The following is a 25642-nucleotide window of genomic DNA, read 5'->3' on the forward strand; positions in this document are numbered from 1 at the left end:
TCCGTGCCCGATCGGACGCCGAATCCGGCCGCCGACACCGCGGCGAGCGCGCAGCGGCTGCACGTCGAAGGCCCGGTGGCCAGGGAAGGCGACGTTCGCCTGGAGGGGACGTACGTCGCCGGCCACGACATCGTCTTCGTGGGTGGGCGCAGCGGCCGCGACGACCCCGCGCCGTTCCTGACCGTCGACCGGGACTACCTGCAGGAGCAGTCCCGCAAGCAGAAGCGGGTCTTCGTCGCCCGCGCGCCGGACTGGGCCGACGTCGTGCACGGCTTCGACGAGCAGCTGCGGTTCATCGAGCGGGACCAGACCGACGAGCTGCTGGCGACCGTCCGCGCGGAGCTGCTGGAGCCGTGCGTGCGGGGCACCGACTCCCGCCTGCACGCGATCGTCGTGCAGGGGGCGCCGGGCGCGGGCAAGAGCACGCTCGTGCGTCGCGTCGCCGCGCTGCTCGTGCTGGCGGGCGAGTGCGTCGTCGCCGACTTCGGCATCAGCACCCGCAGCGTCTCGCCGCAGGACACCGCGGCGTACATCGGCGCGCTCGACAAGCTCGCCGGGAACGGCCTGCCGGTGCTGGTGCTGCTCGACGACCCGTTCTTCGCCAACTCCGGCTGGGTCGACTTCCTCAACGCGCTGAGCCGGCCCCAGCACCACGGGATCGCGGTGCTCAGCGCCAGCCCGGACTTCCTGTTCCAGCGCTTCGCGCACTGGCTGTTCGGCCGCCGGGTCGTGGGGCGCACCATCGACGTCTCCCGGCCGTCGAACGAGGAGCGCCGCAGCCTCGCCCTGCTCTACGACCGGGAGCCCGCCGCCGCCCTGGCCTCCGACGAGGACCTGCTCGTCATCGCGATGGAGGCGGCGGCGGGCGAGTCGTTCGGCACGATCATCCAGCGGATCTGGACGACGCTGAACGGCGGCGTCCCCCTGGACCCGGCCGCCGACCACCGCGGGCTGCCGTGGCAGGTCGTCGCCTTCGCGGTCGCGTGCTACTTCCACCGCAACTACGTGATGTGCCCCGAGCCGCTGCTGCGCGAGCTGCTGCTGCAGACGCTCGTCGACACGCCGCCGAGCTACCTGACGCAGGAGCTGCAGGATCTGGTGACCCGGGAGGGGTGGCACATCTTCTCCGTCCGGGGCGACGGCGAGCCGTCGTCCGGCGTGCTGCGGCTCATCGGCTCCACGCACGCCCGGGTGGCCCGGGAGGCGTGGAACCACCTGCCGCTGCGCAACCTCGACGTGGAGCGGCTCGTCGTCGACGTCTCGGTGCGGGTGCCGCAGACCACCGCCCAGGTGGCCGAGCTGATCCTGGCCGTGCTGTCCTCGCCCCGCAAGCGCGAGCGCGCGCTGGTCAACCGGTTCGCGGTGCGCTGGAGCCGGGCCGTGGAGCAGGGCGCGATCGAGACGCACGCCGTGTGCGCACTCGTACGGCACCTGCGGCCCTCGCGCACCGCCCGGCTGAACTTCCGCCCGGTGCTGCGCAAGTGCCTGACCGCGCAGGACAGCCAGAGCTGGCTCGCCGCCTGGCAGCTGTACCACATGGCCTCCGCCGCGACGCATCCGCAGGAGCGCGACTTCCTGGTGAAGGTCAACCTTCCCTGGACGCTGCGGCACGCCGACTTCTCCAAGGGGCCGGTCGAGGCGGTCGAGATCGCCGAGCGGATGGGCGGCGAGATCCGGCACATCGTCGTCGACCGGCTGATCAGCGCCCTGCGCGGCGAGCTGGACTGGCGCGCGGACGCCCACCAGGTCGCCTGGCTGATCGGCAGCCTTCCGGCGCCCAAGGCCGTTGATCTGCTGCAACACGTCTGCGACTGGCTCGAGGACGGTCTCGTCGAGGCGCCGACGGCCGGGCGCACGCCCGACGGCCAGGCGGTCGCCGCGCTGGTCGAGCTGCTGGGCCGGGCGGAGATCGACACGGCGGCCCGGGAGCGGATCTCCGGCGCCGTCACGGACTGGCTGATGACCACCGAACACGTGGACGCCCGGATCATCACCCGGATCCTCGCGGCCACCGAGGACGGTGTGCGCTCCGGGGACCCGGTGGCGGCGGCGAACGTGTCGCGGGTGGCGGACCTGCTGCTCGAGCTGCCGGAGAACAACGAGGTCGCGTGGGCGGCCCTGCTGCGGCTGCTCAGCCGCTCGCCCGGCCTGGCGCAGGAGACCCGGCGGATCGTGCCGGCGCTGTTCGAACGACTCCTCGACCGCCCCGAGAGCAACGAGAGCGTGTGGGCGGCCCTGCTGGGGCTGCTGGGCCGCTCGGCCGGCCTGGCGCAGGAGACCCGGCGGATCGTGCCGCAGGTCATCGAGTGGCTGCAGGAGCGGCCGGAGAGCAACGAGAGCGTCTGGACCGGGGCGCTGACGCTGCTGGGTTCCTCGCCCGTCCTGGCGGGCGAGGCCGCAGGGATCGTGCCACAGGTCTTCCAGTGGCTGCAGGACCGGCCGGAGAGCAACGAGAGCGCGTGGAGCGGGCTGCTGACACTCCTCGGCTCCAGCCCCGACCTGGCCGGCGAGGCCCGCCGGATCGTGCCGATCGTCTTCGAACGGCTCCTCGCCCGCCCCGAGAGCAACGAGGGCGCGTGGTCGACGCTGCTGGGGCTGCTGGGCCGCTTGCCGGACCTCGCGGAGGAGGCCCGGCGCAGCGTGCCGCAGGTCTTCCAGTGGCTGCAGGACCGGCCGGAGAGCAACGAGAGCGCGTGGAGCGGGCTGCTCACGCTCCTCGGCTCCAGCCCCGACCTGGCCGGCGAGGCCCGCCGGATCGTGCCGATCGTCTTCGAACGACTCCTCGCCCGCCCCGAGAACAACGAGGGCGTGTGGGCGTCCCTGCTGGGGCTGCTGGGCCGGTCACCGGACCTCGCGGACGAGGCGCGGCGGATCGTGCCGCAGCTGCTGGAATGGCTGCGGCAACGACCGGAGGGCAACGAGAGCGCGTGGAGCGGGCTGCTCACGCTCCTCGGCTCGCACCCCGACCTGGCCGGCGAGGCCCGCCGGATCGTGCCGATCGTCTTCGAACGACTTCTCGCCCGCCCCGAGAGCAACGAGACCGTGTGGGCCGCCCTGCTACGGCTGCTGGGCCGCTCGCCGGACCTCGCGGACGAGGCGCGGCGGATCGTGCCGGTCGCGTTCGAGCGGCTGCTCGCCCGTCCGGAGAGCAATGAGGGAGTCTGGGCCGCGCTGCTGGGGCTGCTCGGCCGGTCGCCGGCCCTCGTGGGGCAGCGGCGCCGGATCGCGCTGGGCGCGTTCACCTGGCTGAGCGGGCGGGACGAGGGCAACGTGAGCGCGTGGAGCACGCTGCTCTCCGTGGTCGGATCGTCGCCGGAGCTGGCCGACGAGGCGCGGCAGATCGTGCGGAGCGTTGTCGAGCGGCTGCTCTCCCGGCCCGAGAGCAACGAGCCGATCTGGGCGACGCTGCTGGGGCTGCTGGGCCGCTCAGCCGATCTGGCGGACGAGGCCCCGCAGATCCTGCCGAAGGTCCTTTCGTGGCTGCTCGGGCGGGACGAGAACAACGAGGGCATCTGGGCGGCGCTGCTGGAGTTGCCGGGCCGGTCGCCGGAGGTGGAGCGGCAGGCGCGGGCGATGCTGCCGGTGGTGTACGAACGGCTCCTGTCCCGCCCGGAGAGCAACGAGGGCGTCTGGTCGACGCTGCTGGCGCTGCTCAGCCGGTCGCCGTACCTGGCCGACGAAGCGCTGCGAATCGTGCCCGCCGCGTTCGAGTGGCTCGAGGCGCGACTGGTCGCGAACTGGGGCACCCGGGGCGGCATGCTGCTGGCCCTCTCGGCGCCCATCGAGTTTCCGGCGCCGGAGCGGGCCCACATGGTCGACATGCTGCACCGCTGGATCGACCGGTACCACGAGGGCGACACCGCCATGGGCCGCGGCGTGTGGCTGCTGGTGCTCGCCGCGCGCGACGACGCCGAACTCGCCTCGGTCGCGCAGCGGGAGCTGGAGTACGTCGAGCAGCACCGGCCGCCGGAGCTGCACATCGTGTTCCCGCTGGGCTACGCCCTGCGGCAGCTCGCCCGCGCCGACCTCACCGACCGGTTGCTCGCGTGGGCGCGGGCGTATCTCGAGGTGCGCACGACCGAGTTTGGCCTCTACCAGCTCTTCGTGGTGGCCCTCATCGACGCCATGACGGCCGGGGCGGAGCACTCCCCCGGCAGCGTATAGGGCCAGAGTGATCAGCCTGGTCAGCGCACTAGATCGAGACCCAGCCGTCGAAGCCGCTCGGGGACGCGCAGTGGACACGGTTGGTCAGGTGCAGCGACGGGTCGCTCGCGTAGCGCTTGGCCAGCGACCGCTCGGCGTCGGTGTCGCCGCGGTCGGCGAAGAGCAGCAGCTCGGCGAGCTCGTCGGCGGTGCGGTCGGTGATGGCGCCCCACTGGTCCCACAGCAGGGCCTCGTCGCCTTGGCGGTGGGCGACCTCCAGCAGGACGTTGTCCAGCAGGAACTGGTGGCCGCGGAACGGCAGGGCCGGGTCGACACCGTAACGGTCGGCGTCGATCAGGCCGCGCCGGTGCGCGGTCCAGGCCTGGGCGGCGGTGATGAACAGGGGCACGTCGGCGGTGTCGAACGGGTAGGCCGCCGGGTCGAGCTGCGGGTCGGCGAGCACCCAGCGGCGGCCGTTCCAGTACTCGGCGACGACGTGATCGTAGTTCCAGTCCTCGGCGAAGTACGGCGAGAACCCGACCCGGCTGCGGGCCGGCACCCCGCGGCGGCGCAGCGCGGCGATCGTGAGCAGCGCGAAGTCCCGGCAGCAGCCGACCACCCGCTCCGCCTCGGGGCGGGGTTCACGCAGCGGGCCGGGGAAGCGCTGCTGGTCCAGCTCCAGCATCTTCGCGACCCAGCGGGAGTCGATCTCGGCCAGCCGGGGCCCGGTGAACGCGATGCCGGCGGCCCGGTAGTGCACGACCACGTTGCGCACCACCGCCATCAACTCCGCAAGGTCCTCCGGCAGCTCGTCGAGGAGCTCACCGAACCGGCCGGGGTCGCTGAAGCGCGACTGCTCGCGGTACCGCTGCGTCATCCATCGAACCTAGCAACATTCGAGCATGACCCGCCCCAAGTCGGCGTGGGCGGCGACGGCGGGGTGGGTGGGGCCGTAATCCGCGGCGGTGCCGAGGGCGTCGGCGAAGAGTGCGTAGATCAGGGCCGGGCGGTCGTCGGCGGTGAAGATCACGCCGGCCTCGTGGCGGGCCGCTCCGCGCTCGTCGCGGTCGGCGCCGTGCTTCGTGGCGACGCGGGCGCGGCCGGGGCCGGGGAGCTCGTGGCGTACGCCATCGTGATAACCCGCCGCGGAGCGTAACGCGCCCAGCAGGAACGCGGTGGTTTCCCTGGCCAGGAGGGTGCCCGCCGTCAGGCGGGCCAGCAGGTCGTGGGTCTCCCGCGGGGTCGTGTCGCCCAGGAAGAACCGCGCCGGGTCGGCCGTGGGCTCGACGCGCGTGTGGGTCAGGCCGAGGCCGGACAGGACGTCGTTGATCTCCGGGCCGGGCACGAGCCGGCCGCACAGGCGCACGGCGGTGTTGTCCGACAACGTCAGCAGGGCGGTGAGGACCCCGGCGACGGTGAGGTCGTCGCCGTGGACGGGCTGCAGGTGATACAGGCCGCTGCCGCCCAGCACGTCGGCCGGGCCGAGCCGGATCTTCTGGCCGAGACCGAGACCGCCCCGGTCGACCTTGGCCAGCAGGGCGGCCGCGATCGCCATTTTCTGGATGCTGTACGCCTTGAGCTTGCGGTCCGCGCGGTCGTCGACCGCGACGCGCCCGTCCAGGGTGACCAGCGCCGCCCAGTCGCCGCCCGCGCGGCGGGTCGCCCGTGCGTAGGCCCGGCGCAGGCGCGTGACGGGCGGCAGCTTCGCGCTCACCAGGGGCAGTCTAGGGTGCTCGGCATGGATGGTGAGCGGGTTGCCGCATCCCTGGGCGCGCACCTGGGCCGGCTCACGTTCGCCGATCGCGGCACCGACGAGGTCACCGAGTTGCTCGTCGCCGCCACCGTGGAGTGGGCGGTCGCCCAGGGGTGGCGCGCGTACCGCCGGGCCGCGAGCGTGGTGCCGCTGCCGCCGCCGTACGACAAGCAGTTCTCCGTCGTCGACGTCGGCATCGCCCGGCCCGGCGGTGCCGCCCCCGTCGTCGTCGAGGTGGACCACGCCGACCGGCGCCGCACGCTGGACAAGCTGGTCGCGGAGGCCGCGGCGGGGCGGGTCGCGCTGTGGGTCCGCTGGGGTGCGGGGCGCCTGGCCCCGCCGCCGTCCCCGGTCCGCCTGGTCGCGTTCGCGGTGATCTCGCGCCGCGGGTCGTCGGGTTCGCGGGTGCATTCGCACGCGGCGAACACGGATCGGCCCGCGCCGGCGCACACCGAGGCGGTGGGCGAGTACAGACCCGAACCCATGGCGCTCACCCCGGATCCGGAGTAAGCCAATAAATCGCCCAAAACGCGCAGCCGTCGAATGCGCGATCCGGACGTCCTAACGGCCGGAAAAGGTTGTCCGGTCGGTACGGACAAGTATCCCGAAACCCGGACAACAGCGGGTGAGATAGCCGGTGAGGAACGTCACGACCTTCCGCAACCGTCGTGTTCCTGGCTTAGCGTCGCCGACGGCCCCCTTGGGGGTCGGGCTATCGATCCATCCCTTTCCGCCCGGTACTTCGGGTCAGCGCCGGCCACCACGCGCGGCGCTCCCGCCCGAGACACGCGTGAGAGCACCGGGCCGACCATGGAGCCGACCTGAACGCACGACAGCCGCTGCACCGCATTGCGGCGGGTACCGCTGCCCTAGCCCTTTCCGCCGTCTGGCTCGGCCCCTCCGCCGCCGCGGCCCAACCACCCGCTCGAACGGACTCCGCCCAGACCGCCGGGTCCGCCGCAACCGCCGGGACCGGCGCGTCCGGCTCCCCGGCCCCGACGCTCGCCGAGCAGGAGACCCTGCTCGCCGCCTACGAGCGCATCGACAAGGCCCATCGCGAGCACCTGACGGTCCTCGCCGCCTCCCAGCGCGACGCGGCGGTCCCCCCGGCCCCGCCCGCGCCGGTGCCGGTCAAGACGACCCAGAAGAAGACCACGCAGAACAAGACGACGACCAGGACGACCACGAAGTCGCCGAGCAAGAACACCACGAAGTCACCGAGCAAGAGCACCACGAAGAAGAGCACGACGACGTCCGTCGCTCCCCCGTCCGGGGCCGCGGGCACGGTGGTGAACTTCGCGCTCGCGCAGGTCGGGAAGCCGTACGTGTACGCCAAGGCGGGCCCCGAGGCCTACGACTGCAGCGGCCTGGTGATGGCCGCCTACGCCCGGGTCGGCATCAAGCTGCCGCACCAGAGCGAGCAGATCGCCGCCCGTGGCCGCCAGGTGCCCTCCGGGCAGTGGATGCCGGGCGACGTCATCCACCTGCCGGGCCACGTGGCCATCTACATCGGCAACGGCAAGATGGTCGAAGCGGCCAACCCGTCGGCGGGCGTCCGCGTCGCGCCGGTGCGTGGCGGCACGGCGTACCGCTTCCTGTAACGACGCCTCTTGTAACAGCGACGGTCCGGGCGGGGCATTTGTCTCATCCGCGTGCCCGCCCGGGCCGATCAGCCCGGCATGAGCAGTTCCGGCGCGACTCGCGCCAGTGCCCGCCGCGGCCGGCCCACGTTCCTGGTACCGGTCCTGTGGCTGTCGGACCGGGTCCGCACCAGCACCCGGCTGGCGGTTCTCATGGTCGTACTGCTGGTGCCCGGCCTCGGCACGACGTACGCGTACAGCACCTCGGTCAGCGGCCAGCTCGACTTCATCTCCAAGGAGCGCGACGGCAGCGCGGTCGTGCTCCCGGCGCTGACCGCGCTGACCGACATCGCCGCGGGCAGGACGCCGGACCTGACGGACCTGCGGGCCAAGGCCGGCGAGCACCCCTGGCTCGGCCTCGACGACCGGATCGCGGCGGTCCCCGCCGCCGGTGGCCCCGCGGCCGCGTCGGCCCTGGCGGACCTGGTCACCCGCATCGGCGACAACTCGGGCCTCATCCTCGATCCGGACCTCGACAGCTTCTACGTCATGGACGCGCTCGTCGTCGAGCTGCCCAGGGCGCTGGCGGCCGCATCGGAGGCGGCCGCCCCCGACGCCACCAGACCCCTCACGGACCGGGTCGCCGCGCAGGCCGTCGCCGCGGGCGCGCTGGACGGGGCGGCCAGCACGCTTCGTACGGATACGAAAACCGCCACCGCCCACACCGCGGACGGCGGCCTCACCGCGGACCTGGGCCCGCTCGACGCCGCCGCGGACGCCCTCGCCGCGCTCTCCGCCACGCTGGCCACCGGGCTGTCCTCCCCCGGCCCGGCCGACGCGAGCACGGCCGCCGCCCGGGTGCACGCGGCGATCGGGCCGGCGACGGCGGCGCTGCGGCGGCTGCTGAGCACGCGGTACGACCACCTGGCGCGCAACCGTACCGTCAACCTCACCGTCACCGCCGTCACCGCGATCGCCGCGATCTGGTTCGCGGCCTCCGTGTGGTGGCGGACCCGCCACGACGTCAGGCTCGCCGTCGCCGCGGTCACCGCGACCGCCGAGGGTGACCTGTCGGCCCGCGAGGTCCCCGCGGGCCAGGACGAGCTCGGCGACATCGGCCGGGCCCTGGAGCGCTCGCGGCAGCGGCTGGCCGAGCAGGACGAGCAGCTGCGCGAGGTCCAGCAGGTGCGCGAGGAGCAGCTGCGCGCGAGCTACGAGCAGCAGCGCGAGGGGCAGCGGCAGCTGCGCGAGCGGGCGCAGGGCGTCGTGGACGAGTCGGTCGGGGCGATCTCGGCCGAGCTCGTCGACGTCGTGGCGCAGGTCGACGAGGTCCGCGCGGCCGCCCGCACCATCGAGGAGCGGGTCACCGCAGCAGACCGGGCCACCGCGTCGGTGATCGAGCGGGCCGGGGAGGCCGAGCGGGTCGTCGCCGCGCTCGGCGAGAGCCTGCGCCACGTCGACGGCACCACCCAGCTCATCGCCGGCATCGCGGCGCAGACCCGGCTGCTGGCGCTCAACGCGACGATCGAGGCGGCCCGGGCCGGGGAAGCCGGGCGGGGCTTCACGGTCGTCGCCAACGAGGTCAAGGACCTGGCCGGCAGCACCGCCGAGTCCACGGAGCGCATCGCCGCGACCATCACGGAGCTGGAGCGCACGGCGGCGCGGATGACCGACACGATCCGCGCGATGGTCACGGGGGTGAACGGGATCGGGGAGGCGACGGCGGTACTGCACAATGTCGCCCAGGACCAGCACGCCACCGTCGAGCGTCTCACCGGCCGGGTCAACGAGACCCGCGAGCGCATCGACGGCATGTCGGCCCTGGCCGAGCGCCTCGAGCGCCGCCACGCCGAGCGCATCGCCGCGAGCGGGTCGGTCCGCTTCGGCGTCGACGGCGGCACCGAGACGGTGTCGGGCCAGCTCGTGGACCTGAGCATCGGCGGCCTGCGGTGCGAGACGGCGGCTGAGGTACCCGTGCGCTCCGGCGACACCGTCACGGTCGAGCTGGCCCTCGACGGCGCCCCGGTGCGGGCCCACGCCCGGGTCATGCACTGCGTGCGGCAGGGCGCCCAGAGCGAGGTTGGCCTGCAGTTCCTCGCCCCGCCGCCGGACGTGGTCGAGCGCATCCGGCGCTTCGTCGACGCGGCGGCCTGAACCGTCCGAGCGAGCCGGGGGTACTCCCGCACATGACCGTATATCGACGCGTGACCGTCATCCTGACCATCACCGCCGCGATCACGGCCGCCTTGCTGGCCGGACCGGCCCAGGCCAACGCCTCGGGGGCGGGCCGCCCGCTGCCGACGACCCTCGACCTGCCCGACGGCTTCCAGCCCGAGGGCATCGCGATCGGCCCGGGCGCGTTCGCGTACTTCGGCTCCCGCGCCGACGGGCGCATCTACCGGGTCAACCTCGTCAGCGGCGCCGGCGCGCAGCTCAGCCCGCCGGCCGGCACCGCCTCCCTGGGCATGAAGATCGACGCCCGGGGCCGCCTGTTCGTCGCGGGCGGTGGCGGCGGCGACGCGCGCGTGGTCGACACGCGCACGGGCGCCGTGCTGGCCTCCTACAAGTTCACCACCGACACCACGTTCGTCAACGACGTCGTGCTGCTGGACGACACCGCGTACTTCACCGACTCGCGCCAGGCGGTGCTGTACAAGGTGACGACCGGCCGGCACGGCAAGCTGCCGGACTCGTCCACGAAGCTGCCCCTCACCGGCGACTTCGTCCTCACCCCCGGCGTCAACAACCTCAACGGCATCGCCGCCACGCCCGACGGCCGGGCGCTGATCGCGGTGCAGTCCAACACCGGGTTGCTGTTCCGCATCGACCCGCGCACGGGCGCCACGAAGCGCGTCGACACCGGCGAGCGCACGTTCGTCAATGGTGACGGGCTGTGGCTGTCGGGCCGCACGCTCTACGTGGTGCAGAACCGCGACAACAAGGTGGTGGCCGTGCAGCTGTCCAAGGCCGGCACCTCGGGCTCCGTGCGCGCCGAACGCACCGATCCGCGCTTCGACGTGCCGACGACGATCGCGCAGTTCGGACACCGGCTGTACCTGCCCAACGCCCGCTTCACCACGCCACCGGCCGCGGACACGGCCTACACCGCGGTCGCCGTCAACGCCTTCTGAGCAGCTCGACGCCGCCGTCCGCGGGCCGGTTTCCGCCCGCGGCCGGCGGCGTCTCGCTGCCGCTGCACCTGCCCAAGGAGATCGCCGAGGCCGGGCGTCGCGGCGGGCCGCCGTGCGAGAAGCCGCCCGACTTGTCGCGCGAAGCCGCATCGGACGCGGGTGGCGGGCCATTGCGCGGACATATCCGATTGTCCCGGAACGCCGGTTCACCGAGCGTCGGAACGGGTGGGCGCTTCCGGACGGACGGCGGAAGACGCGCCGGACAGGCTGCCTTAGCGTGACCGCAACATCTCAGGAGGGTAACCAAATGGAGCTGAACGGCGCCGTCGCGCTCGTCACCGGAGCCGGCCGCGGGCTCGGCCTGTACATCGCGCGCGAGCTGGCCGGACGCGGGGCCAAGGTCTACGCGGGGGCGCGCGACCCCGGCGCCGTCGACATCCCCGGCGCCACGGTCCTGCGCCTGGACGTCACCGACCAGCAGCAGGTGGACGCGGCGGCGGCCGCCGCGGGCGACGTGACGCTGCTGGTCAACAACGCCGGCCTGGCCACGTTCGCGAACCTCGTCGACGGCGGGCTCGACGACATCCGGCTGGAGATGGAGACCCACTACTTCGGCACGCTGCGGATGGTCCGGGCGTTCGCGCCGATCCTCAAGGGCAACGGCGGCGGCGCGATCGTCAACCTGCTCTCGGCACTGTCCTGGGTGACGTACCTCAACGCCACGTCGTACAGCGCCGCCAAGGCCGCCGAGTGGAGCCTCACCAACGGCGTGCGCCTGGAACTCGCCACGCAGGGCACCGTCGTCACCGCCGTGCACCTCGGTGCGGCCGACACCGACATGATGCGCCAGTGGGACGTGCCGAAGCTGGAGCCCGCGTTCGTGGCCAGCGCGGTCGCGGACGGCATCGAGCGCGGCGACCTGGAGATCCTCGTCGACGACGCGGCGACCTACGCGAAGGCGGGCCTCGCGGCCGACCTCAGGACGGTCTATCCGCAGCTGGCATGACAGGATGCCCGGCGGGGAGGTGAGCGCCGATGCTGGTCGAGGTGCGCAGCCGGGTGCCGGGGCGCGACCGGGACGAGATGCCGGTCGCCCGCGTCGAGGCCGACGCGGCGACGACGGTCGCGCAGCTGATCGACCGGGCGGTCGCGGAGCAGGTGCGGCTGCTCGCCGAGGATCGGGCGCGCGGGCGGCGGGTGCTCGACCGGCAGTACCTCACCCCCGAGGACGTCGCGGCCCAGGCGCCCACCGGTGTCGTGCGCCTGCCCGCGCCGCCCGCCGCCGGACGGGCCGCGCCCGACGCCGCCGCCGAGGCGGAGCGGGCGCGGCGCGCGTTCGAGCGGGGCGCGTTCGTGGTGTTCGCCGGTGGCCGCCGCCTGGAGCGCCTCGACGAGCGCGTCGAGGTCGGCGCCGGCGAGCCGATCCTGTTCCTGCGCCTCGTGCCGCTCGTGGGCGGGTGACGGTGATGGTCGAGATTCCGCAGGTGTACCGCGAGATCGTCGCCGAGGAGCGCGCGGCGCTGTGGGAGCTGGCGCGGCGGGCCGGGGAGCTGGCCGCGGCGGGCGACCGGGACGCGCTGACGGCGCTCGCCGACGAGGTGCGTGCCCGGATCGAGTCCGGCGAGGAGATCCCCCGCAGCGGCGGCCACCTGCGGGGCAACATCGCCGACGTCGTGACCGCGCTCGACGCCGCGTTCGACCGGGCGTTCCCGGTCCTCGACCGGCGGGACGCGGCGGGGCTGCTCGACGTACCGTGGCCGACGAGAAGCCGCGCGGAACGCCTGGCGATGCTCGTCGGGGAGCGCTGGTTCCGCCCCGAACCCCTGGTCGACGCGGCGATCGAGCGCGGCGACGCGCGGCTGCTGCACCTGCTGCTGCTGGGCCGCTTCGGCGCGCCGCGCCCGCCCGCCGTCGCCCGCGCCCTCGACGCGCTGCAGGCGCTGGGCGAGCTGGATGAGTCCACTGTGGAGCGCACGTTCGCCGCGTATCCGCACCTGTGGAAGGCCCTGGAGGACGCGCAGGCCGCGTGCCGCCCATTCGTGCGGGACGTCGCCGACGAGCTGTTCTGGCGCGGCGCGACGCCGAAGCACCTGCGCCCGCGCGGCCTGAGGTTCGTACGCCGCGCCATCGTCGGCAACCCGCCGCACGCCGACGTCCTCGGCACCGCCGACCTCACCGACGCCGAGCGCGCCGAGCTGGTCGAGTGGCTGGCGACCCGCCCGCCGACCGACGTCGAGCGCGCGTTCGAGCTGCGGAGCCTGGCGGGCGACGCCGACGCGCTGCTGCCGGTGCGCGGCCTCACGCAAGGCCTGAAGTTGTACCTCCTGTGCCGCGACGGCACCGAACCGTACGACCTCGCCGAGATCCAGGCGGCGGCGGCCGAGGCCGGCGAGCAGGACACGACCCGGATCCTGGGGCTGTGCCCGAGCGAGGCGGTCGAGGCCGCGCTCGGTCGCAACCGCGGGGCGGTCGAGAAGCGGGTCAGGCACAACGCCCTGGAGGGCATCGCGGCGTACGGTCTGCTGCCGCTGGAACCGGGCGAGACGGCGCTGTCGCGGTACACCTTCCTGCGGGAGGTCGCCAAGCGCGGCCCGAAGCTCGGCCCGAACCGCCGCCACTCCCACGCCGCCGCCGTCGACCTGGCCCTCGTGCACCTGGCGCAGGTGGCCGGCTTCCCGGACGCGGCGCGGCTGGAGTGGCACTGCGAGGCCGAGATCGCCCAGACCCCGGCGGTGCTGCACCACGGCGACTACACGGCCACCGTGCACGCCGACGGCACCGACGCGGCCATCGAGGTCGACAGGGCCGGCAAGCGCCTGCGTTCGGTGCCGCAGGAGATCCGCAAACACCCCGGCTATCCGGCGCTGCGCGAGCACCAGGACCGCCTCCGCGACCAGGCCCGCCGCATGCGCACCGGCCTGCTGGAGCGCCTGGTCGCCACGGCCGGCACGGTGACCCCGGACGAGCTGGAGCGCCTGCGTCGCCTCCCGGCGGGCGCGGCGATGCTGCCGTCGCTGCTGTGGCTGGACGCGGCCGGCACCATCGGCCTCCTGTCCGATGTGGACACCGGCCACCCGCTGACGGCCGTGCACCCCTGGCATCTGTACGAGCGCGGCACCCTCTCCCACTGGCAGTCACAGATCGTGGCGAGTCGCGTCAAGCAGCCGGTTCGGCAGGCGTTCCGGGAGCTGTACCTGCTCACGCCGGCCGAACGCGAAACCCGCGACCACTCGACGCGCTTCGCGAACCACCGGGTGAACGGCAAGGTGGCCGGCCAACTCCTGTCCGCGCGAGGCTGGCGGGTGGGGCACGAGCACGACGAGCATCCGGCCACGAGGCCGGTCCCGGGCGGCCTGACGGCGGCCCTGCGCTGCGAGTTCCACGGCTACTTCGGCCTGGACGACGTGGTCCTGGGCGAACTGTCCATGTTGGACGGCGCCACGGCGGTACCGCTGGAGTCCGTGGATCCCGTTGCCTTCTCGGAGGTGATGCGCGACCTGGACCTGGTAGTCTCGGTGGCCGGCACCGATCCCGACGCCTACGCCTCTCCCCTGGCCGCGCAGAGCCGGGCCCAGCTGCTGGCGGCCCTGATCCGCGACCTGAACCTGACCCGGGTCACGATCGAGGGGACGACGGCGGTGGTGCGCGGTTCCCGGGCCACGTACCAGGTCCACCTCAACAGCGGCAGCATCCACTTGGACCCGGCAGGCCACCTGTGCGTGGTCCCGGCGGCCTTCGGCACGAAACCCCACACGCGGCTGTTCCTCCCGTTCGCCGACGAGGACCCGATGACGAGCGTCGTGCTGAGCAAGATCCTGCTCCTGTCCGAGGACGAATCCATCACCGACGAGTCGATCCTCTCCCAGCTTCCGCGAGTGCCGCAGTAGTCTGGATTGCGGTGCGACTGCCGAGGCGGCTCATGCGGCTCGGAGTTTCTATCATCGGGCGGTGAGCGATGGCATCCGCTTCGGTGAGGTGGCCGAGGTCTACGACGAGGTCCGGCCGGGTTACTCGCCGGAGCTGGCCGGCGCGATCGCCCGATACCACGGCTCGGCACCCGCGGACGTCGTGGAGGTCGGGGCCGGCACCGGGAAGGGCACCGAGGTGCTGCGGGCCCTCGGTGGCCGGCTGACCTGCATCGAGCCCGACGAGCGCATGGCCGCGCTCCTGCGGGCGCGGTTCCCGGACGTGGCCGTGCTGGTGCGGCGGTTCGAGGACGGCGGGGCCGGCCCGGCCGACGTGCTCGGGTGCGCGCTGGCCTGGCACTGGCTGAACCCCGGACGGCGCAACCGGCTCGCGTTCGACGCGCTGCGGCCCGGCGGCACGCTGGCGATCTTCGGGCATCGGTACGCCTACGCCGACCCCGGCCACGAGCGGGCGTTCGACGAGGCCTTCGCCAGCGTCGACCCGCGGCCGGCGCAGCCACGGGCGGAGCCGCACGACGACGTGCTCGCGTCCGGGTTGTGGGCGGACGTGCGGGCCGAGCGGTCGAGCCGGCACCTGGCGCTGGACGCCGACGCGTACCTGCGGCTGGTCCGCACCTTCGGGCCGTTCCGGGCCAAGAGCGCGCCCGAGCAGGAGCGGACCCTGGGCGTGCTCGCGGCGACCCTGCAGCGCCTCGGCGGCGGGACGGTATTGGACCTGCGGGCCACGCTCACGCTGGCCCGGCGGGCGTAAGTGGCGGGGCGGGCCGACAATCGAGGGCATGTATGTCATCAAGGAGCGCTTCTTCGACATCGGCGACGACTTCGACGTCACCGACGACCATGGGCGCAAGGTGCTGCACGTGGACGGGAAGGTGCTGAGCCTGCGGGACCGGCTCGTCATCGAGGACCCGTCCGGCAACGAGGTAGCGTCCGTGTATCGCAAGCTCATCGCGCTGCGGCCGACGTACCGCATCGAGATCGGCGGCGAGGAGGCGGCCGACGTGCGCAAGAAGCTGTTCACGCCGTTCCGCGAGAAGTTCACCATCGACGTGCCGGGCCCGGACGACCTGGAGATGTCCGGAGACCTCTTCGACCACGAGTTCACGGTCGAGCGGGGCGGCCGCGACGTCGCCAGCGTGTCGAAGCGCTGGCTGAGCATCCGCGACAGCTACGCCGTCAACATCGCCGACGGCGAGAACCACCTGCTGATCCTGTGCGCCGTGCTCGCCCTGGAGCTGGCCATCCAGCGCGAGAAGGACGAGAACGGGTAAGTTCGTGACGGCCGGGTCACAGTGCGTCGCGAGGATAGATCCAACTTTTTGGGATGCTGTACCGTGTGGAGATCGGAACGGGCCACGGCGCACGGAACCTCGCAACGGCGCCGCGTCGATCCGGCGGCCGGAAGGCGTCCGGCATCCACGTCAGGTCGGCCCGCGAGCACGCCGTCCTCGCCCTCGCCCTCGCCCTCGCCGGAGGCTCGGGCGGGGGTCCAGGCGGCACGGCTCCGGCCCACTCATGGATGGCGATCGTGCAAGGGCGACTCAGCCGCCGTAGCGCAGGCCGTCCACGAGTAGGTCCAGGAGGCGGCCGGCCTGGGTGCGCTGCTGCGGGGCGCCGGCGCTGAGCGAGATGCCGCTCAGCGCGGTCAGCACGTCCAGCGGGTCGACGTCAGTGCGCAGGCCCGCGCCCGCGCCGGCCCGCAGGAACTGGGTCACCGCGCCCACCAGTCGGTCGCGGCTGTGGGCGAACGGCGTGCCGCCGGCCGCGATCACGGCCTGCAGGGCCTCCGCCAGGCCGCGCTTCGCCGCCAGGTAGTCGATGTAGCCGTCCATCCACGTGCGCAGGGCCTCCGCGGGCGGGTGCTCGGTCAGCAGGCGCGGGGCGGCGTCGCAGATGCGGGCGAGCTCCGCGCGGTACACCTCCTCGATCAGCGCTTCCCGGGTCGGGAAGTGCCGGTAGAGCGTCCCGATGCCCACGCCCGCGTCGCGCGCCAACCGCTCCAGGGACACCTCGCCGGCCGGCTCGGCGGAGAACGCCTTCAGGGCGGCCTCCAGCAGGCGCTCGCGGTTGCGGCGGGCGTCGGCGCGCAGCGGACGGGCGGGGTGGGTCACGTCACACTCCAGAGTGGGGCAATCGGAGGCACCTCCGGTTACGGTTAGGACATCTGGAGGCTCCTCCGATTGAGATGTTACCGCCGGCGAGGAGGACCGCGCCGAGGCCGGCCCGCACCGGCGTGGAGCCCTACGCCCTCGACCCGCAGGCGGCCGCTCGCCTCTGGGTCGGCTCAGAGCAGGAGGTACAGCAGTGAGCTTCGGATTCGAGTCCACCGCGGCCGAGGTCCTGGCGGGCGTCGACCTGTCCGGCCGGCGCGCGATCGTCACCGGCGGCGCCTCGGGCATCGGCGTCGAAACAGCTCGGGCGCTGGCCGGCGCCGGCGCCGAGGTCACCCTGGCCGTGCGCAACGTCGAGGCGGGCGAGCGCACCGCCGCGGACGTCACGGCGACGACCGGCAACCAGGCCGTACACGTGCAGGCTCTGGACCTGGCTGACCAGGCCTCGGTCGAGAAGTTCGCCGAGGCCTGGGCGGGTCCCCTGCACATCCTGGTCAACAACGCGGGCGTGATGGCCTCGCCGCCGGGTCGCACGGCCGAGGGCTGGGAGCTGCAGTTCGCCACCAATCACCTCGGTCACTTCGCGCTCGTGAACCGGCTCCTGCCGGCGCTTCGGGCCGCGGGCGGCGCGCGTGTGGTGGCGGTCAGCTCGACCGCGCACCTGCGCTCCCCCGTCGTCTTCGACGACATTCATTTTGAGCGCCGGGAGTACGACCCGTGGCTCGCCTACGGCCAGTCGAAGACGGCTAACGTGCTCTTCGCCGTCGAGGCCGACCGCCGGTGGGCCGGCGACGGGATCCGGGTCAACGCCCTCAACCCCGGCGGCATCCGCACCAACCTGCAGCGGCACGTGGACGTCGACGAGCTGGTGCGCAGCGCGACCGCCGCCAACGGCGGGGTGCCGATCCGCTGGAAGACCCCGGAGCAGGGCGCGGCGACCTCGGCGCTGCTGGCCGGCTCGCCGCTGGCCGACGGGGTCGGTGGCAAGTACTACGAGGACTGCGCCGAAGCCGCCCCGAACCGGCCGGGCACCCGCTCCGGCGTCGCCGCGTACGCGCTCGAGCCCGAGGCGGCCGCCCGGCTCTGGGACATCTCCCGGCAGAGCACGCGGATTTAGAGGATGTTGAGCCGGCTCAGGGGCTCGATCAGCTCGCGCTCCTCGTAGGACAGGTGCGACAGGAGGGTGTCGGTCAGCAGGTCGACCGCTGCCCGCACCTCGCCGATGCCCTCGGGCTCGGCGACCATCGCCACCAGGGCCCGGTCGACCCGCTCCAGCACGTCGGCGATCACGTGGTGCTCCGCCTCCAGGCGGTCGACCACCGGCACGAGCTGGGGGTCGGCCGCCCGCAGGCGCGGGAACAGGCTCACGTCCTCGATCGTGTGATGGGTGGTGACGACCCGGCAGTAGCTCTCGCAGTAGGTGCCCAGGGTCCAGTTGTTCTGCCGCATCGCCATCGTGTTGATCATCGAGCGGGCCCGGCCCAGGTCCATCGCCCCGGCCGCCACCTGGTCGACGAGGTCGCGCAGCTGGGTCAGCTCCTGGCGCAGGTGGTTGTGCACGTCGACGAGGTGCTGGCCCGATGCGCGCTGCCGGGTGCTGTACTGCACCGCGAGGTCGCTGTCCGGGCCGGCCGGGCGCTCGGACTCGTTCCACAGCCGCACGCTCGACAGCCGGGTCCCGTCATCGGGCGTCGGGGTCGCGAGCGTGGCGTTGCGAGGCCGATCGCCAGACTTCGCCGGCGCGACCACGATCTGTTCCGAAGGCTCGGACGTCTCCGGCTCCTCCGCCTCGATGCCGCCCGGCCCCGGCCGGGTCCGCTCCGCCGCGACCAGCTCGCGGACCGCCGGGACCACCTCCATGGCGAAGCGCTCCAGGTCGTTGTCGCCGCCTGCCTGCACCATGATGATGAACGCGCTCATGCCCTCCGTGACGGCCAGCTCGGCGAGCTGCTCCACCCACACCTTCGGCGGCCCCTGCAGGAACTCGCGGCCGTCGCCGTGGAAGGTCCCGGCGATGTTGTACAGCCGCCGCACGTCCTCGGGCCGGCGCCCGGCCGCGACCGCGGCCTCGTCGATGCGCCGGTTGGACTCGGCGAGCACCGCAGGCGGGACGTAGGGCGAGCTCGGCAGCCACCCGTCGGCGAGCCGCCCGGTCAGGGCCAGCATCTTCGGCTTGATCGCGCCGACCCAGATCCCGATGTCGTGCGCGGCGCCGGGCCCGGGGTGCGCGCCCCGCAGCTGGTAGAACTCCCCGTCGACGCGCGCCGAGCGCTCCTCGCTCCACAGCGCCCGGATGACCGCGATCCCCTCCTCCAGGGCCTTGACCGCCTCGGCCGGGCCGCGCCGGGGGCCGCCCATCCCATCGATGGCGTCCCAGAACCCGCCGGCGCCGAGGCCGAGCTCGACCCGGCCTCCGGTGAGCAGATCGAGGCTGGCCGCGGCCCGGGCGAGCACGGCCGGCGGGCGCAGCGGCAGGTTGGCGACGTTGGGGAAGACGGAGATGCGCTCGGTGTGCGCGGCGATCACCGACAGCTGCGTCCAGGCGTCGAGGAAGCGGGCCTGGTACGGGTGGTCCTGGAGGCTCGTCATGTCCAGGCCGAGCTCCTCGGTGCGCACCGCGAGCCGCAGCGCCTCGGTGGCGTCGGCGGCCTCGGCGGGCAGAAAGGTCCCGAATCGCAGGTCGTGGCCATAGTCGGTCATGCAGATAATATTCCACGCAGAACGTTCACTTGCAAAGTGCTCGCCCTCACCCTCATGTTGTACCGCGAAGGAAGGCCTCGATCCGATCCAGGTGCGCGGGCTGCAGGCCGCGCCGCTCGTCGGGCCGGACCAGCAGTGCACGGCCGCCGCAGGTCAGCTCGTCGTAGAGCGGCCCGGACTCGGGAACCTCGGTGTCGTCGGTCCACACGAGCCGGCGCCCGCCGCGCAGGACCGCCCGGGCCGCGGCCAGCTTCGCGATCGCGAAGTCCGGCACCTCCCCGAACGCGCGGTCCAGGCCCGGCATGCGCAGCACCCGGTCGAGCTCGCCCGGCCAAGCACACCAGGTCGAGCACCAGCGCACCTCGACCAAGCCGTCGCGGTGCAGACGCAGGATCCGGGCGGTCAGCGCCGGCGCCCAGCGCAGCTTCCACTCGGCACCGAGCGCGTACGCCCGCCCCTGGAACGGCACCGCGCCCCACCCCGGCCGCTTGGCGTTGATGACCCCGTCGACGTCCAGCAGCCAAACGGGTGGCTCACCGGGGCTCACCTGCGACATGAGGGCAAGGTACCGCCTGCGCCCGCCATCGCCTATCGGCGAAATTGACGCCGGCGCGATAAATGCATTGTGCCGGGGCGCGGGAATGCGTAGTGTATTCATCAGCACCGAGAAGCACCCACGGACCAGAATCACGGAGAAGGAGATGGCCATGAAGCGGCACCCCGAGATGGAAGCCATGCGGCTCATGTCGCTCGGCGCGGGGGCCGAGAACGGCTATGCCCTGCTCAACTGCAATGACATCCGGGGTCGGTGGAGAAGCTAGCAGCCCGCTGGCATCGCCTCCGCCGCCCGCCCCGCACCGGGGACAGGGCGGCTTTTTCGTACCACGAACCACCATTTCACGACGGCGGAAATGGCAATTTCGCCGTGCCCGAAAAACAATCCCCGCGTGGGATCGAACATTGACAAGTTCACAATGGATGGCACAAGAAATGATGGGCTTGTGGCGCAGTGGTAGCGCATCGGTCTGGCAGACCGAGGGTCAGCGGTTCGAATCCGCTCAGGTCCACGCAGTTTCGGGCGCCCGTGAGGTTGCGGCAGGTAGACCTCCGGATTCTCACTCCGGCAGACCGGGTTCAACCCCCGGACGGGCGACGCAGCACCAGCACGGACATGCCGTCGTAGCTCAGCGGAAGAGCAAGACCCTGTCGAGGTCGAGGTCGCCGGTTCGATTCCGGTCGGCGGTGCGCACGATGGAACCACCCACGCGGTTGTAGCTCAGTCAGGCCAGAGCATCGCCTCGCCATGGCGAAGGTCCCGGGTTCGAGTCCCGGCTGCCGCTCGTATCAACATGCCCTCGTAGCCCAACGGCAGAGGCACGGCGTTGAGGACGCCGACGGTGTGCGTTCGAATCGCGCCGGGGGCACGCACGATCACAGCCTGGCGCGGTGGACGAATTGGGAGAGTCACCTGGTTTTCACCCAGGAACAGTGCGGGTTCGAGTCCCGTCCGCGCTTCGATGTGCCGCTGGCTCAACGGTAGAGCGACCGACTCTTCGTCGGTGAGTTCGGGGTTCGACTCCCCGGTGGCGCACTTGCAGGGTAGAGGAGATCGGTCGTCCTCGCCGGCCTCATAAGCCGGAGATCGCGTGGTTCAAATCCCGCCCCTGCCACCACGTCACGACGTTCCGGTGTCGCCCAACCGGCAGGGCAGACGGCTGTTAACCGTCAAGGTCCCGGTTCGAATCCGGGCACCGGAGCCGTAACACCATCAGGGACCGGCCGCGTTCTTACGGGGGCCGGCCGGTCCCGCACGCGGGCGCGCCGACGCTGGAGAGTCGGGGCTGGCTGTAAACCAGTTGCTTCGCTGAGGGGGTTCGAATCCCTCCGCCCGCACGCCTTCGTAGCTCAGCGGACAGAGCACCAGGTTCCGAACCTGGAGGCCGCTGGTTCGAGTCCAGCCGGGGGCGCGTCAGCTCCGCCGCGACCGTATGCCCGAGCGGTGAGGGAGCCGCCTGCAAAGCGGTGTACGCCGGTTCGAATCCGGCTGCGGTCTCGCAATCGTGCCATCCACTGTGGACTGTCCACACCGCAGGCTGAGCGTCGGCTGCTCGGCCGCCCCTCATAAGGGCGGAGTGCCCGGATCGACACCGGGGCCTGCGACGCTTCAGACAGGCGGCGAGTTCCACATCCGCAGCGACGGGATGTCGTGCTCGTGGCCGAGCACCGAGACGGTCGACGTGCCCAGGGTCAGGTGCGCGCCGAACGCGACCGGCTGCACCAGCCACCGGGCCGCCAGCGAGCGCGACGCGTGCCCGTGGCCCACCACCGCCACGTCGCCGAGCGCCAGCATCGGGCGCAGCTTCGCGATGAACCGGTCGAGCCGGTCCGTGACCTGCTCCGGCGATTCCCCGTCCGGGCAGCCGTCCGACCACAGGCTCCAGCCCGGCGCCTCCGCCTGGATCTCGGCCGAGGTGCGCCCCTCGTACGCCCCGTAGTCCCACTCCACGGCATCGTTGTCGACCTCGGTGACGACGAGGCCGGCGAGCTCCGCGGTGCGCAGCGCACGCCGCCGGGGGCTGCTCACGACCGCGACGAACGAGCGGTGCGCCAGGGCCCGGCTCAGCACCCGCGCCCCCTCCTCGCCCTCGGGCGTGAGGTCCACGTCGGTCGTGGAGGTGTGCCGGCCGGCGGCGCTCCACTCGGTCTGCCCGTGCCGTACGACCACGATCTCACCCATCACCACATTGTGCCCGTTGCGACTACGCTGCACCGAGTGGACGGGGTTCTGGTGCTCTGGGATGTGGACCACACGCTGGTCGACGTGGACGGGCTGGGGCGGGAGGCGTACGACCTGGCGTTCCTGCGGCGTTTCGGCACCCCGGTGGTGCATCAGCCGCCGATGGCCGGGCGGACCGACCGGGCCATCGCGGCCGACATGCTGCGCCTCAACGGGGTGCCGGTGACCGAGCCGCACCTGGAGGACCTGCGCGAAGGCGCCGAGATCGCCTTCGACGCGCTCGCGCACCTGCTGCCCGCGCGCGGGCGGGCGCTGGCCGGGGCCGCCGACGCGCTCGCCGCCGTGGCGGCCGAGACCGTGCAGTCGCTGCTGACCGGCAACGTGCGGCGCATCGCCGAGGTGAAGCTCGGGCCGTTCGGGCTGACCGGCTATCTCGACCTCGAGGCCGGCGCCTACGGCTGGAGCCACGAGGTGCGGGCCGAGTTGGTGGCGATCGCCCGGCGCAACAGCCACGCCCGGCACAACCGGCACTTCGACCGGATCGTGCTCGTCGGCGACACGCCCGAAGACGTGGGCGCGGCGCTGGCGGCCGGGGTCGGCGTGGTCGGCGTGGCCACCGGGCGGTACACCCGCGCGACCCTGGAGGCGGCCGGCGCCCACGTGGCCCTCGACGACCTCGCCGACACCGCCCGGGTCCGGGAGGCGATCAGGACGGCCGCAGGCTAAGGCCTGTTCATACTCGGGTTTGGTGTCCGGGTTGTGGAACAGTCCGGGTTGTGCGTCTCGTCGTTCCGGTGTGGTCCCGCATCTTGGGGTGCAGGTCTGGTCCGGGGTTGTCGAGGGCGTCGTTCCGGTAGTTCGCCGAGCACGCCGGCACCGTCCATCCTGGGTGGGGTGGCTGGTGCTGCGCTGCGGCCGCCGCGGCCGGGCACCGGTTGGGTGCCGGTCGGGGCGGTGGTGTCCGCTTGACTCGAGCAGGGCTCCTTGCAGCCCTTCGTTGATGGCATCCACTCCGTGGGCGGCGAGGGTGGTCTGCGCGGCGACCCAATCCACCCGGGCGGTGCCGGGCACGGCTGGGTCGGTGAGCACGGTGTGCGCGCCGACGAGGGCGGCGACGAGGTCCCGGTCGCCGGTCAGGCCACACTGTGGGCAGGTGTGACGGCGGTGATGCAGCTGTTTGGGGACGCGGGCGGCGCACAGGCAGCGTTGGGTCCAGGCGGTGTGCCGGGTGGCGGCCCGGACCAGCCCGCCATCGGCCAGGGCCGCGACCTTGGCAGCTTCCCGGTCGACGGCGGCCAGCAGCGTGCCGGGGGTGAAGGCGTGGATGCCGCGGCCCCACCGCCGTGCCCACACCCGCAGGTCACCGGCCTCGGCGACCAGGTTCGCGCCGTGGGTAGCCACGATGCTGGCGGCGGCGGTCCGGGCGCGGGCGTGTCCGGCTTGAGTGCGGGCGGCTCCGTCGGCGGCGGCCTGGGCACGCAACCGCTGATAACCAGCCGAGAGTTGGTCGCGGTGGTACGCCTGCACCGGGATACCCGCCGTGTTGGCGACACGGGCGCCGCCCGGCACTGGCACCTGCACGGGAGGCAGGCCGGCAGCGTTGCGGCGCTGCGCCCGTTGCTGTTGCCGGGGCGAGAGCCGGTATTGGGTGGGGTTGGTGGCGCGGCGGGAGCGTTGCAGGGCGCGGTCACGCCGCCGCTGCCGCAACCGTTCCGCCGCGAGACGGTCCGCATCGGCGCCAGTCTTCGTGATCTGTGTGGCGCGCACCCCGCCACCACCGTCGACCGGGACGGAGACGACGGCCAGGTTGGACACGTTGACATCGACGCCGCCGCGCCGGTGCAGGGCCGCGGCCGCCTGCCGGCGGGCCACGACGGTCGGGGAGGTGTAGCCGGGGGCGAGGATCATCAGGTGCGCCTCGTAGCGCCACCCACCCAGTGCGCCCGGGTCGCGATACCGGACCAGGTCGATCTTGTGCCAGCGGCGCGGGTCGGCGAGGTAGTGCTCGAGTACCGGCCGGCGGCCCGGACCCTGCGGGAGGCGGACCGGCAGCGCCAGGTCCCGGGCGCCGGTGCCGGTCAGCACGACGGCGAGGGGGCCGTCGTGGTCCCACCACGACCGCACCGGCTGTCCGCCGGCGGTGGGGGTGACGGCGGGCATCCGCCGTGGCTGCCACAACCGCCCGGCCCGGTCGAACACCGCGTCATGCCCCACCAAGGTCCCGGCCAGACGGAACGTCTCCCACTTCCGCGCCCTGGTATGCGAACGCGCCCGCCCCGGAATACGCCCGAACGCCCACCAGCCACCGACCTTCGGCCGGCCGTGCCGGCGCCCGGCCGCGTCGGGGAACAGGTGCCGGTCCACGGCCTGCCACACACCGTCAGCGACATGCATCGCCACGGCTTTCGTGCAGTAGCGGCGCAGGTGCGGGGCACGGTCCAGGTGTCGGTACGCGGCATACTCCAGTCCCGTCCGGGTCAACCCCAGCCGATCCCGCACCGCAGCCGGACTGGCAACGGCTCGCGCGCGGTGCGCTGCCCAGTACGCATCTACCTTGGCGCGGGCGTCGCGCTGGACTGCCCGCCGCACCGCGAACACCGCCGCGAACACCCGCTCCACATGCCGCCGCACCCCCGGATCATGGACATCCAGCGGCAGCCGTAACACTGACATTGGACCCTCATACCGCCATGGCATCACCTTGTTCGGGCCGTGCCGCCGCACCGATCCTGCTGCCGTCACGTCGACCAATATAGGGCCATACGGCCTCCGGTGTCATCCCGGACCAGATCTCGATCATGTTCAGCCAGCTTCTGCCGGTCGGCGACGGGCTCTCGGTGCGTTTGGGATATGTGGACGCTGCAGGCTCGACCAATGCGACAGTCCGGTCTCCACCCGACCGCGTGGCCCGGGTCAACGCCGGGATCCGGGCTCGGACCGCGGCCGGGACCTGTTCGCGGGGCGCGGCATGGGAAGCCGTCTTCCAGGCCAGCCGATACATCCCGGCTGTTGATCACTGCCCCGCAGCTCCGCGGTCCGGGCGTCGGTCAGCATGGCGCCAGGATCAACGACCGACCCGGCATAACACAACCAGGATCACGCGACACTAGGCCGGTGCTCGTAGGGGGTGGAGAGCACGACGGTGGTGCGGGTGGTGACGTTGGCGGCGGAGCGGATCTCCTGCAGCAGCCGCTCCAGGGCGAGCGGGTTCGCCACGCGCACCAGCAGCATGTAGAAGTCCTCGCCGGCCACCGAGTAGCACGACTCGATCTGCGGCAGCTTCGCCAGCCGATCGGGGGCGTCGTCGGGCTGCGACGGGTCGAGGGGGCGGATCGCGACGAAGGCGGTCATCGACAGGCCGAGCGCGTCGTGGTCGACCCGCGCGGTGTAGCCCTTGATTACGCCGCGCTGCTCGAGCCGGCGCACCCGCTGGTGCACCGCCGACACCGACAGCCCGACCCGCTCGGCCAGGTCGGTGTAGGACAGGCGGCCGTCGGCGGCCAGCGCCGCCACGATCGCGCGATCGGTCTCTTCCACGATCGAACCCTAGCGTGCCCCGCA

The 25642-nt window shown here is 72.9% G+C and carries 20 protein-coding genes and 11 tRNA genes; 24 read left to right on the plus strand and 7 right to left on the minus strand.

Annotation, left to right across the window (positions count from 1 at the left end):
* The first annotated feature begins 3 nt into the window (after positions 1-3).
* Positions 4-4164: a hypothetical protein gene (locus ACQPY0_RS39925; RefSeq protein WP_432973188.1), complete on the plus strand. Its 4161-nt coding sequence runs from the start codon at positions 4-6 to the stop codon at positions 4162-4164.
* Positions 4165-4192: 28 nt separating this feature from the next.
* Here the strand turns inward: ACQPY0_RS39925 and ACQPY0_RS39930 are convergent, their stop codons facing one another.
* Positions 4193-5020 carry a transglutaminase domain-containing protein gene (locus ACQPY0_RS39930; protein ID WP_432973191.1) on the minus strand — a complete coding sequence of 276 codons (828 nt, stop codon included), beginning with the start codon at positions 5018-5020 and terminating at the stop codon, positions 4193-4195.
* A 9-nt stretch (positions 5021-5029) separates the two neighbouring features.
* Positions 5030-5857, minus strand: coding sequence for a serine hydrolase (locus ACQPY0_RS39935; protein WP_432973194.1), 828 nt, complete (start codon positions 5855-5857; stop codon positions 5030-5032).
* A 24-nt stretch (positions 5858-5881) separates the two neighbouring features.
* On the opposite strand from ACQPY0_RS39935, the gene ACQPY0_RS39940 reads away from it, so the two are divergent.
* From ACQPY0_RS39940 to ACQPY0_RS39980, 9 genes are all read left to right on the plus strand, one after another.
* Positions 5882-6406 carry a hypothetical protein gene (locus ACQPY0_RS39940; RefSeq protein WP_432973197.1) on the plus strand — a complete coding sequence of 175 codons (525 nt, stop codon included), beginning with the start codon at positions 5882-5884 and terminating at the stop codon, positions 6404-6406.
* 614 nt (positions 6407-7020) lie between these two features.
* Entirely contained in the window at positions 7021-7497 is a 477-nt protein-coding gene (locus tag ACQPY0_RS39945) for a C40 family peptidase (protein WP_432973200.1), read from the plus strand.
* Positions 7498-7575: 78 nt separating this feature from the next.
* Positions 7576-9630: a methyl-accepting chemotaxis protein gene (locus ACQPY0_RS39950; protein ID WP_432973203.1), complete on the plus strand. Its 2055-nt coding sequence runs from the start codon at positions 7576-7578 to the stop codon at positions 9628-9630.
* A gap of 50 nt (positions 9631-9680) precedes the next feature.
* On the plus strand, positions 9681-10607 hold the full coding sequence (locus ACQPY0_RS39955) for a superoxide dismutase (protein ID WP_432973206.1): 927 nt from the start codon (positions 9681-9683) through the stop codon (positions 10605-10607).
* A gap of 307 nt (positions 10608-10914) precedes the next feature.
* Entirely contained in the window at positions 10915-11613 is a 699-nt protein-coding gene (locus ACQPY0_RS39960) for an SDR family oxidoreductase (RefSeq protein WP_432973209.1), read from the plus strand.
* A 29-nt stretch (positions 11614-11642) separates the two neighbouring features.
* A complete protein-coding gene (locus ACQPY0_RS39965; protein ID WP_432973212.1) occupies positions 11643-12068 on the plus strand; it encodes a hypothetical protein in 426 nt (141 codons plus the stop codon).
* Positions 12069-12073: 5 nt separating this feature from the next.
* Positions 12074-14494, plus strand: a complete 2421-nt coding sequence (locus tag ACQPY0_RS39970) for a DUF4132 domain-containing protein (protein WP_432973215.1) — start codon at positions 12074-12076, stop codon at positions 14492-14494.
* Between the two features lie 61 nt (positions 14495-14555).
* A complete protein-coding gene (locus ACQPY0_RS39975) occupies positions 14556-15284 on the plus strand; it encodes a class I SAM-dependent methyltransferase (protein ID WP_432973218.1) in 729 nt (242 codons plus the stop codon).
* 28 nt (positions 15285-15312) lie between these two features.
* Positions 15313-15804 carry an LURP-one-related/scramblase family protein gene (locus tag ACQPY0_RS39980; RefSeq protein WP_432973221.1) on the plus strand — a complete coding sequence of 164 codons (492 nt, stop codon included), beginning with the start codon at positions 15313-15315 and terminating at the stop codon, positions 15802-15804.
* A 270-nt stretch (positions 15805-16074) separates the two neighbouring features.
* Here ACQPY0_RS39980 and ACQPY0_RS39985 read toward each other — a convergent pair whose 3' ends face one another.
* Positions 16075-16644, minus strand: a complete 570-nt coding sequence (locus tag ACQPY0_RS39985) for a TetR/AcrR family transcriptional regulator (RefSeq protein WP_432973224.1) — start codon at positions 16642-16644, stop codon at positions 16075-16077.
* A 193-nt stretch (positions 16645-16837) separates the two neighbouring features.
* On the opposite strand from ACQPY0_RS39985, the gene ACQPY0_RS39990 reads away from it, so the two are divergent.
* Positions 16838-17761, plus strand: coding sequence for an SDR family NAD(P)-dependent oxidoreductase (locus ACQPY0_RS39990; RefSeq protein WP_432973227.1), 924 nt, complete (start codon positions 16838-16840; stop codon positions 17759-17761).
* Here the strand turns inward: ACQPY0_RS39990 and ACQPY0_RS39995 are convergent.
* Together ACQPY0_RS39995 and ACQPY0_RS40000 are read right to left on the minus strand one after the other, a co-directional pair.
* Entirely contained in the window at positions 17758-19344 is a 1587-nt protein-coding gene (locus tag ACQPY0_RS39995; RefSeq protein ID WP_432973230.1) for an LLM class flavin-dependent oxidoreductase, read from the minus strand. The two genes, ACQPY0_RS39990 and ACQPY0_RS39995, sit on opposite strands and share 4 nt — an antisense overlap.
* A 52-nt stretch (positions 19345-19396) precedes the next feature.
* A complete protein-coding gene (locus ACQPY0_RS40000) occupies positions 19397-19900 on the minus strand; it encodes a hypothetical protein (RefSeq protein WP_432973233.1) in 504 nt (167 codons plus the stop codon).
* 439 nt (positions 19901-20339) lie between these two features.
* Between ACQPY0_RS40000 and ACQPY0_RS40005 the strand changes: the two genes are divergently transcribed.
* The 11 genes from ACQPY0_RS40005 (at position 20340) to ACQPY0_RS40055 (ending at position 21397) form a co-directional block, all read left to right on the plus strand.
* Positions 20340-20411: transfer RNA gene (locus tag ACQPY0_RS40005), tRNA-Ala, on the plus strand.
* A 12-nt stretch (positions 20412-20423) separates the two neighbouring features.
* Positions 20424-20497 (plus strand) — tRNA-Glu (locus ACQPY0_RS40010).
* Between the two features lie 20 nt (positions 20498-20517).
* A tRNA-Asp gene (locus ACQPY0_RS40015) sits at positions 20518-20589 on the plus strand.
* A gap of 20 nt (positions 20590-20609) precedes the next feature.
* Positions 20610-20684: transfer RNA gene (locus tag ACQPY0_RS40020), tRNA-Gly, on the plus strand.
* 11 nt (positions 20685-20695) lie between these two features.
* A tRNA-Leu gene (locus tag ACQPY0_RS40025) sits at positions 20696-20768 on the plus strand.
* A 16-nt stretch (positions 20769-20784) separates the two neighbouring features.
* Positions 20785-20859 (plus strand) — tRNA-Glu (locus ACQPY0_RS40030).
* 78 nt (positions 20860-20937) lie between these two features.
* Positions 20938-21017, plus strand: a tRNA-Met gene (locus tag ACQPY0_RS40035).
* A gap of 11 nt (positions 21018-21028) precedes the next feature.
* Positions 21029-21101 (plus strand) — tRNA-Asn (locus ACQPY0_RS40040).
* A gap of 55 nt (positions 21102-21156) precedes the next feature.
* A tRNA-Tyr gene (locus ACQPY0_RS40045) sits at positions 21157-21237 on the plus strand.
* Position 21238: 1 nt separating this feature from the next.
* Positions 21239-21311, plus strand: a tRNA-Arg gene (locus ACQPY0_RS40050).
* A 15-nt stretch (positions 21312-21326) separates the two neighbouring features.
* Positions 21327-21397 (plus strand) — tRNA-Cys (locus ACQPY0_RS40055).
* Positions 21398-21508: 111 nt separating this feature from the next.
* Here the strand turns inward: ACQPY0_RS40055 and ACQPY0_RS40060 are convergent.
* Positions 21509-22081, minus strand: a complete 573-nt coding sequence (locus tag ACQPY0_RS40060; RefSeq protein ID WP_432973236.1) for a histidine phosphatase family protein — start codon at positions 22079-22081, stop codon at positions 21509-21511.
* A gap of 36 nt (positions 22082-22117) precedes the next feature.
* Between ACQPY0_RS40060 and ACQPY0_RS40065 the strand changes: the two genes are divergently transcribed.
* Both ACQPY0_RS40065 and ACQPY0_RS40070 read left to right on the plus strand, forming a co-directional pair.
* Positions 22118-22807: an HAD family hydrolase gene (locus ACQPY0_RS40065; RefSeq protein ID WP_432973239.1), complete on the plus strand. Its 690-nt coding sequence runs from the start codon at positions 22118-22120 to the stop codon at positions 22805-22807.
* Positions 22808-23065: 258 nt separating this feature from the next.
* A complete protein-coding gene (locus tag ACQPY0_RS40070; RefSeq protein ID WP_432973242.1) occupies positions 23066-24745 on the plus strand; it encodes a hypothetical protein in 1680 nt (559 codons plus the stop codon).
* 432 nt (positions 24746-25177) lie between these two features.
* Here the strand turns inward: ACQPY0_RS40070 and ACQPY0_RS40075 are convergent, their stop codons facing one another.
* Positions 25178-25618 (minus strand): Lrp/AsnC family transcriptional regulator, encoded by a 441-nt coding sequence (locus ACQPY0_RS40075; protein ID WP_432973245.1) that lies wholly within the window; start codon positions 25616-25618, stop codon positions 25178-25180.
* Positions 25619-25642 lie beyond the last annotated feature (24 nt).

It is taken from the genome of Dactylosporangium sp. CA-233914, assembly GCF_050942935.1.
Lineage (GTDB): Bacteria > Actinomycetota > Actinomycetes > Mycobacteriales > Micromonosporaceae > Dactylosporangium.

Excerpts from the sequence above, each read along its gene's own strand:
- ACQPY0_RS39930 (WP_432973191.1), bottom strand. The coding sequence starts at position 5,020 with ATGACGCAGCGGTACCGCGAGCAGTCGCGCTTCAGCGACCCCGGCCGG.
- ACQPY0_RS39940 (WP_432973197.1), top strand. The coding sequence starts at position 5,882 with ATGGATGGTGAGCGGGTTGCCGCATCCCTGGGCGCGCACCTGGGCCGG.
- ACQPY0_RS39950 (WP_432973203.1), top strand. The coding sequence starts at position 7,576 with ATGAGCAGTTCCGGCGCGACTCGCGCCAGTGCCCGCCGCGGCCGGCCC.
- ACQPY0_RS39960 (WP_432973209.1), top strand. The coding sequence starts at position 10,915 with ATGGAGCTGAACGGCGCCGTCGCGCTCGTCACCGGAGCCGGCCGCGGG.
- ACQPY0_RS39965 (WP_432973212.1), top strand. The coding sequence starts at position 11,643 with ATGCTGGTCGAGGTGCGCAGCCGGGTGCCGGGGCGCGACCGGGACGAG.
- ACQPY0_RS39970 (WP_432973215.1), top strand. The coding sequence starts at position 12,074 with ATGGTCGAGATTCCGCAGGTGTACCGCGAGATCGTCGCCGAGGAGCGC.
- ACQPY0_RS39980 (WP_432973221.1), top strand. The coding sequence starts at position 15,313 with ATGTATGTCATCAAGGAGCGCTTCTTCGACATCGGCGACGACTTCGAC.
- ACQPY0_RS39995 (WP_432973230.1), bottom strand. The coding sequence starts at position 19,344 with ATGACCGACTATGGCCACGACCTGCGATTCGGGACCTTTCTGCCCGCC.
- ACQPY0_RS40000 (WP_432973233.1), bottom strand. The coding sequence starts at position 19,900 with ATGTCGCAGGTGAGCCCCGGTGAGCCACCCGTTTGGCTGCTGGACGTC.
- ACQPY0_RS40060 (WP_432973236.1), bottom strand. The coding sequence starts at position 22,081 with ATGGGTGAGATCGTGGTCGTACGGCACGGGCAGACCGAGTGGAGCGCC.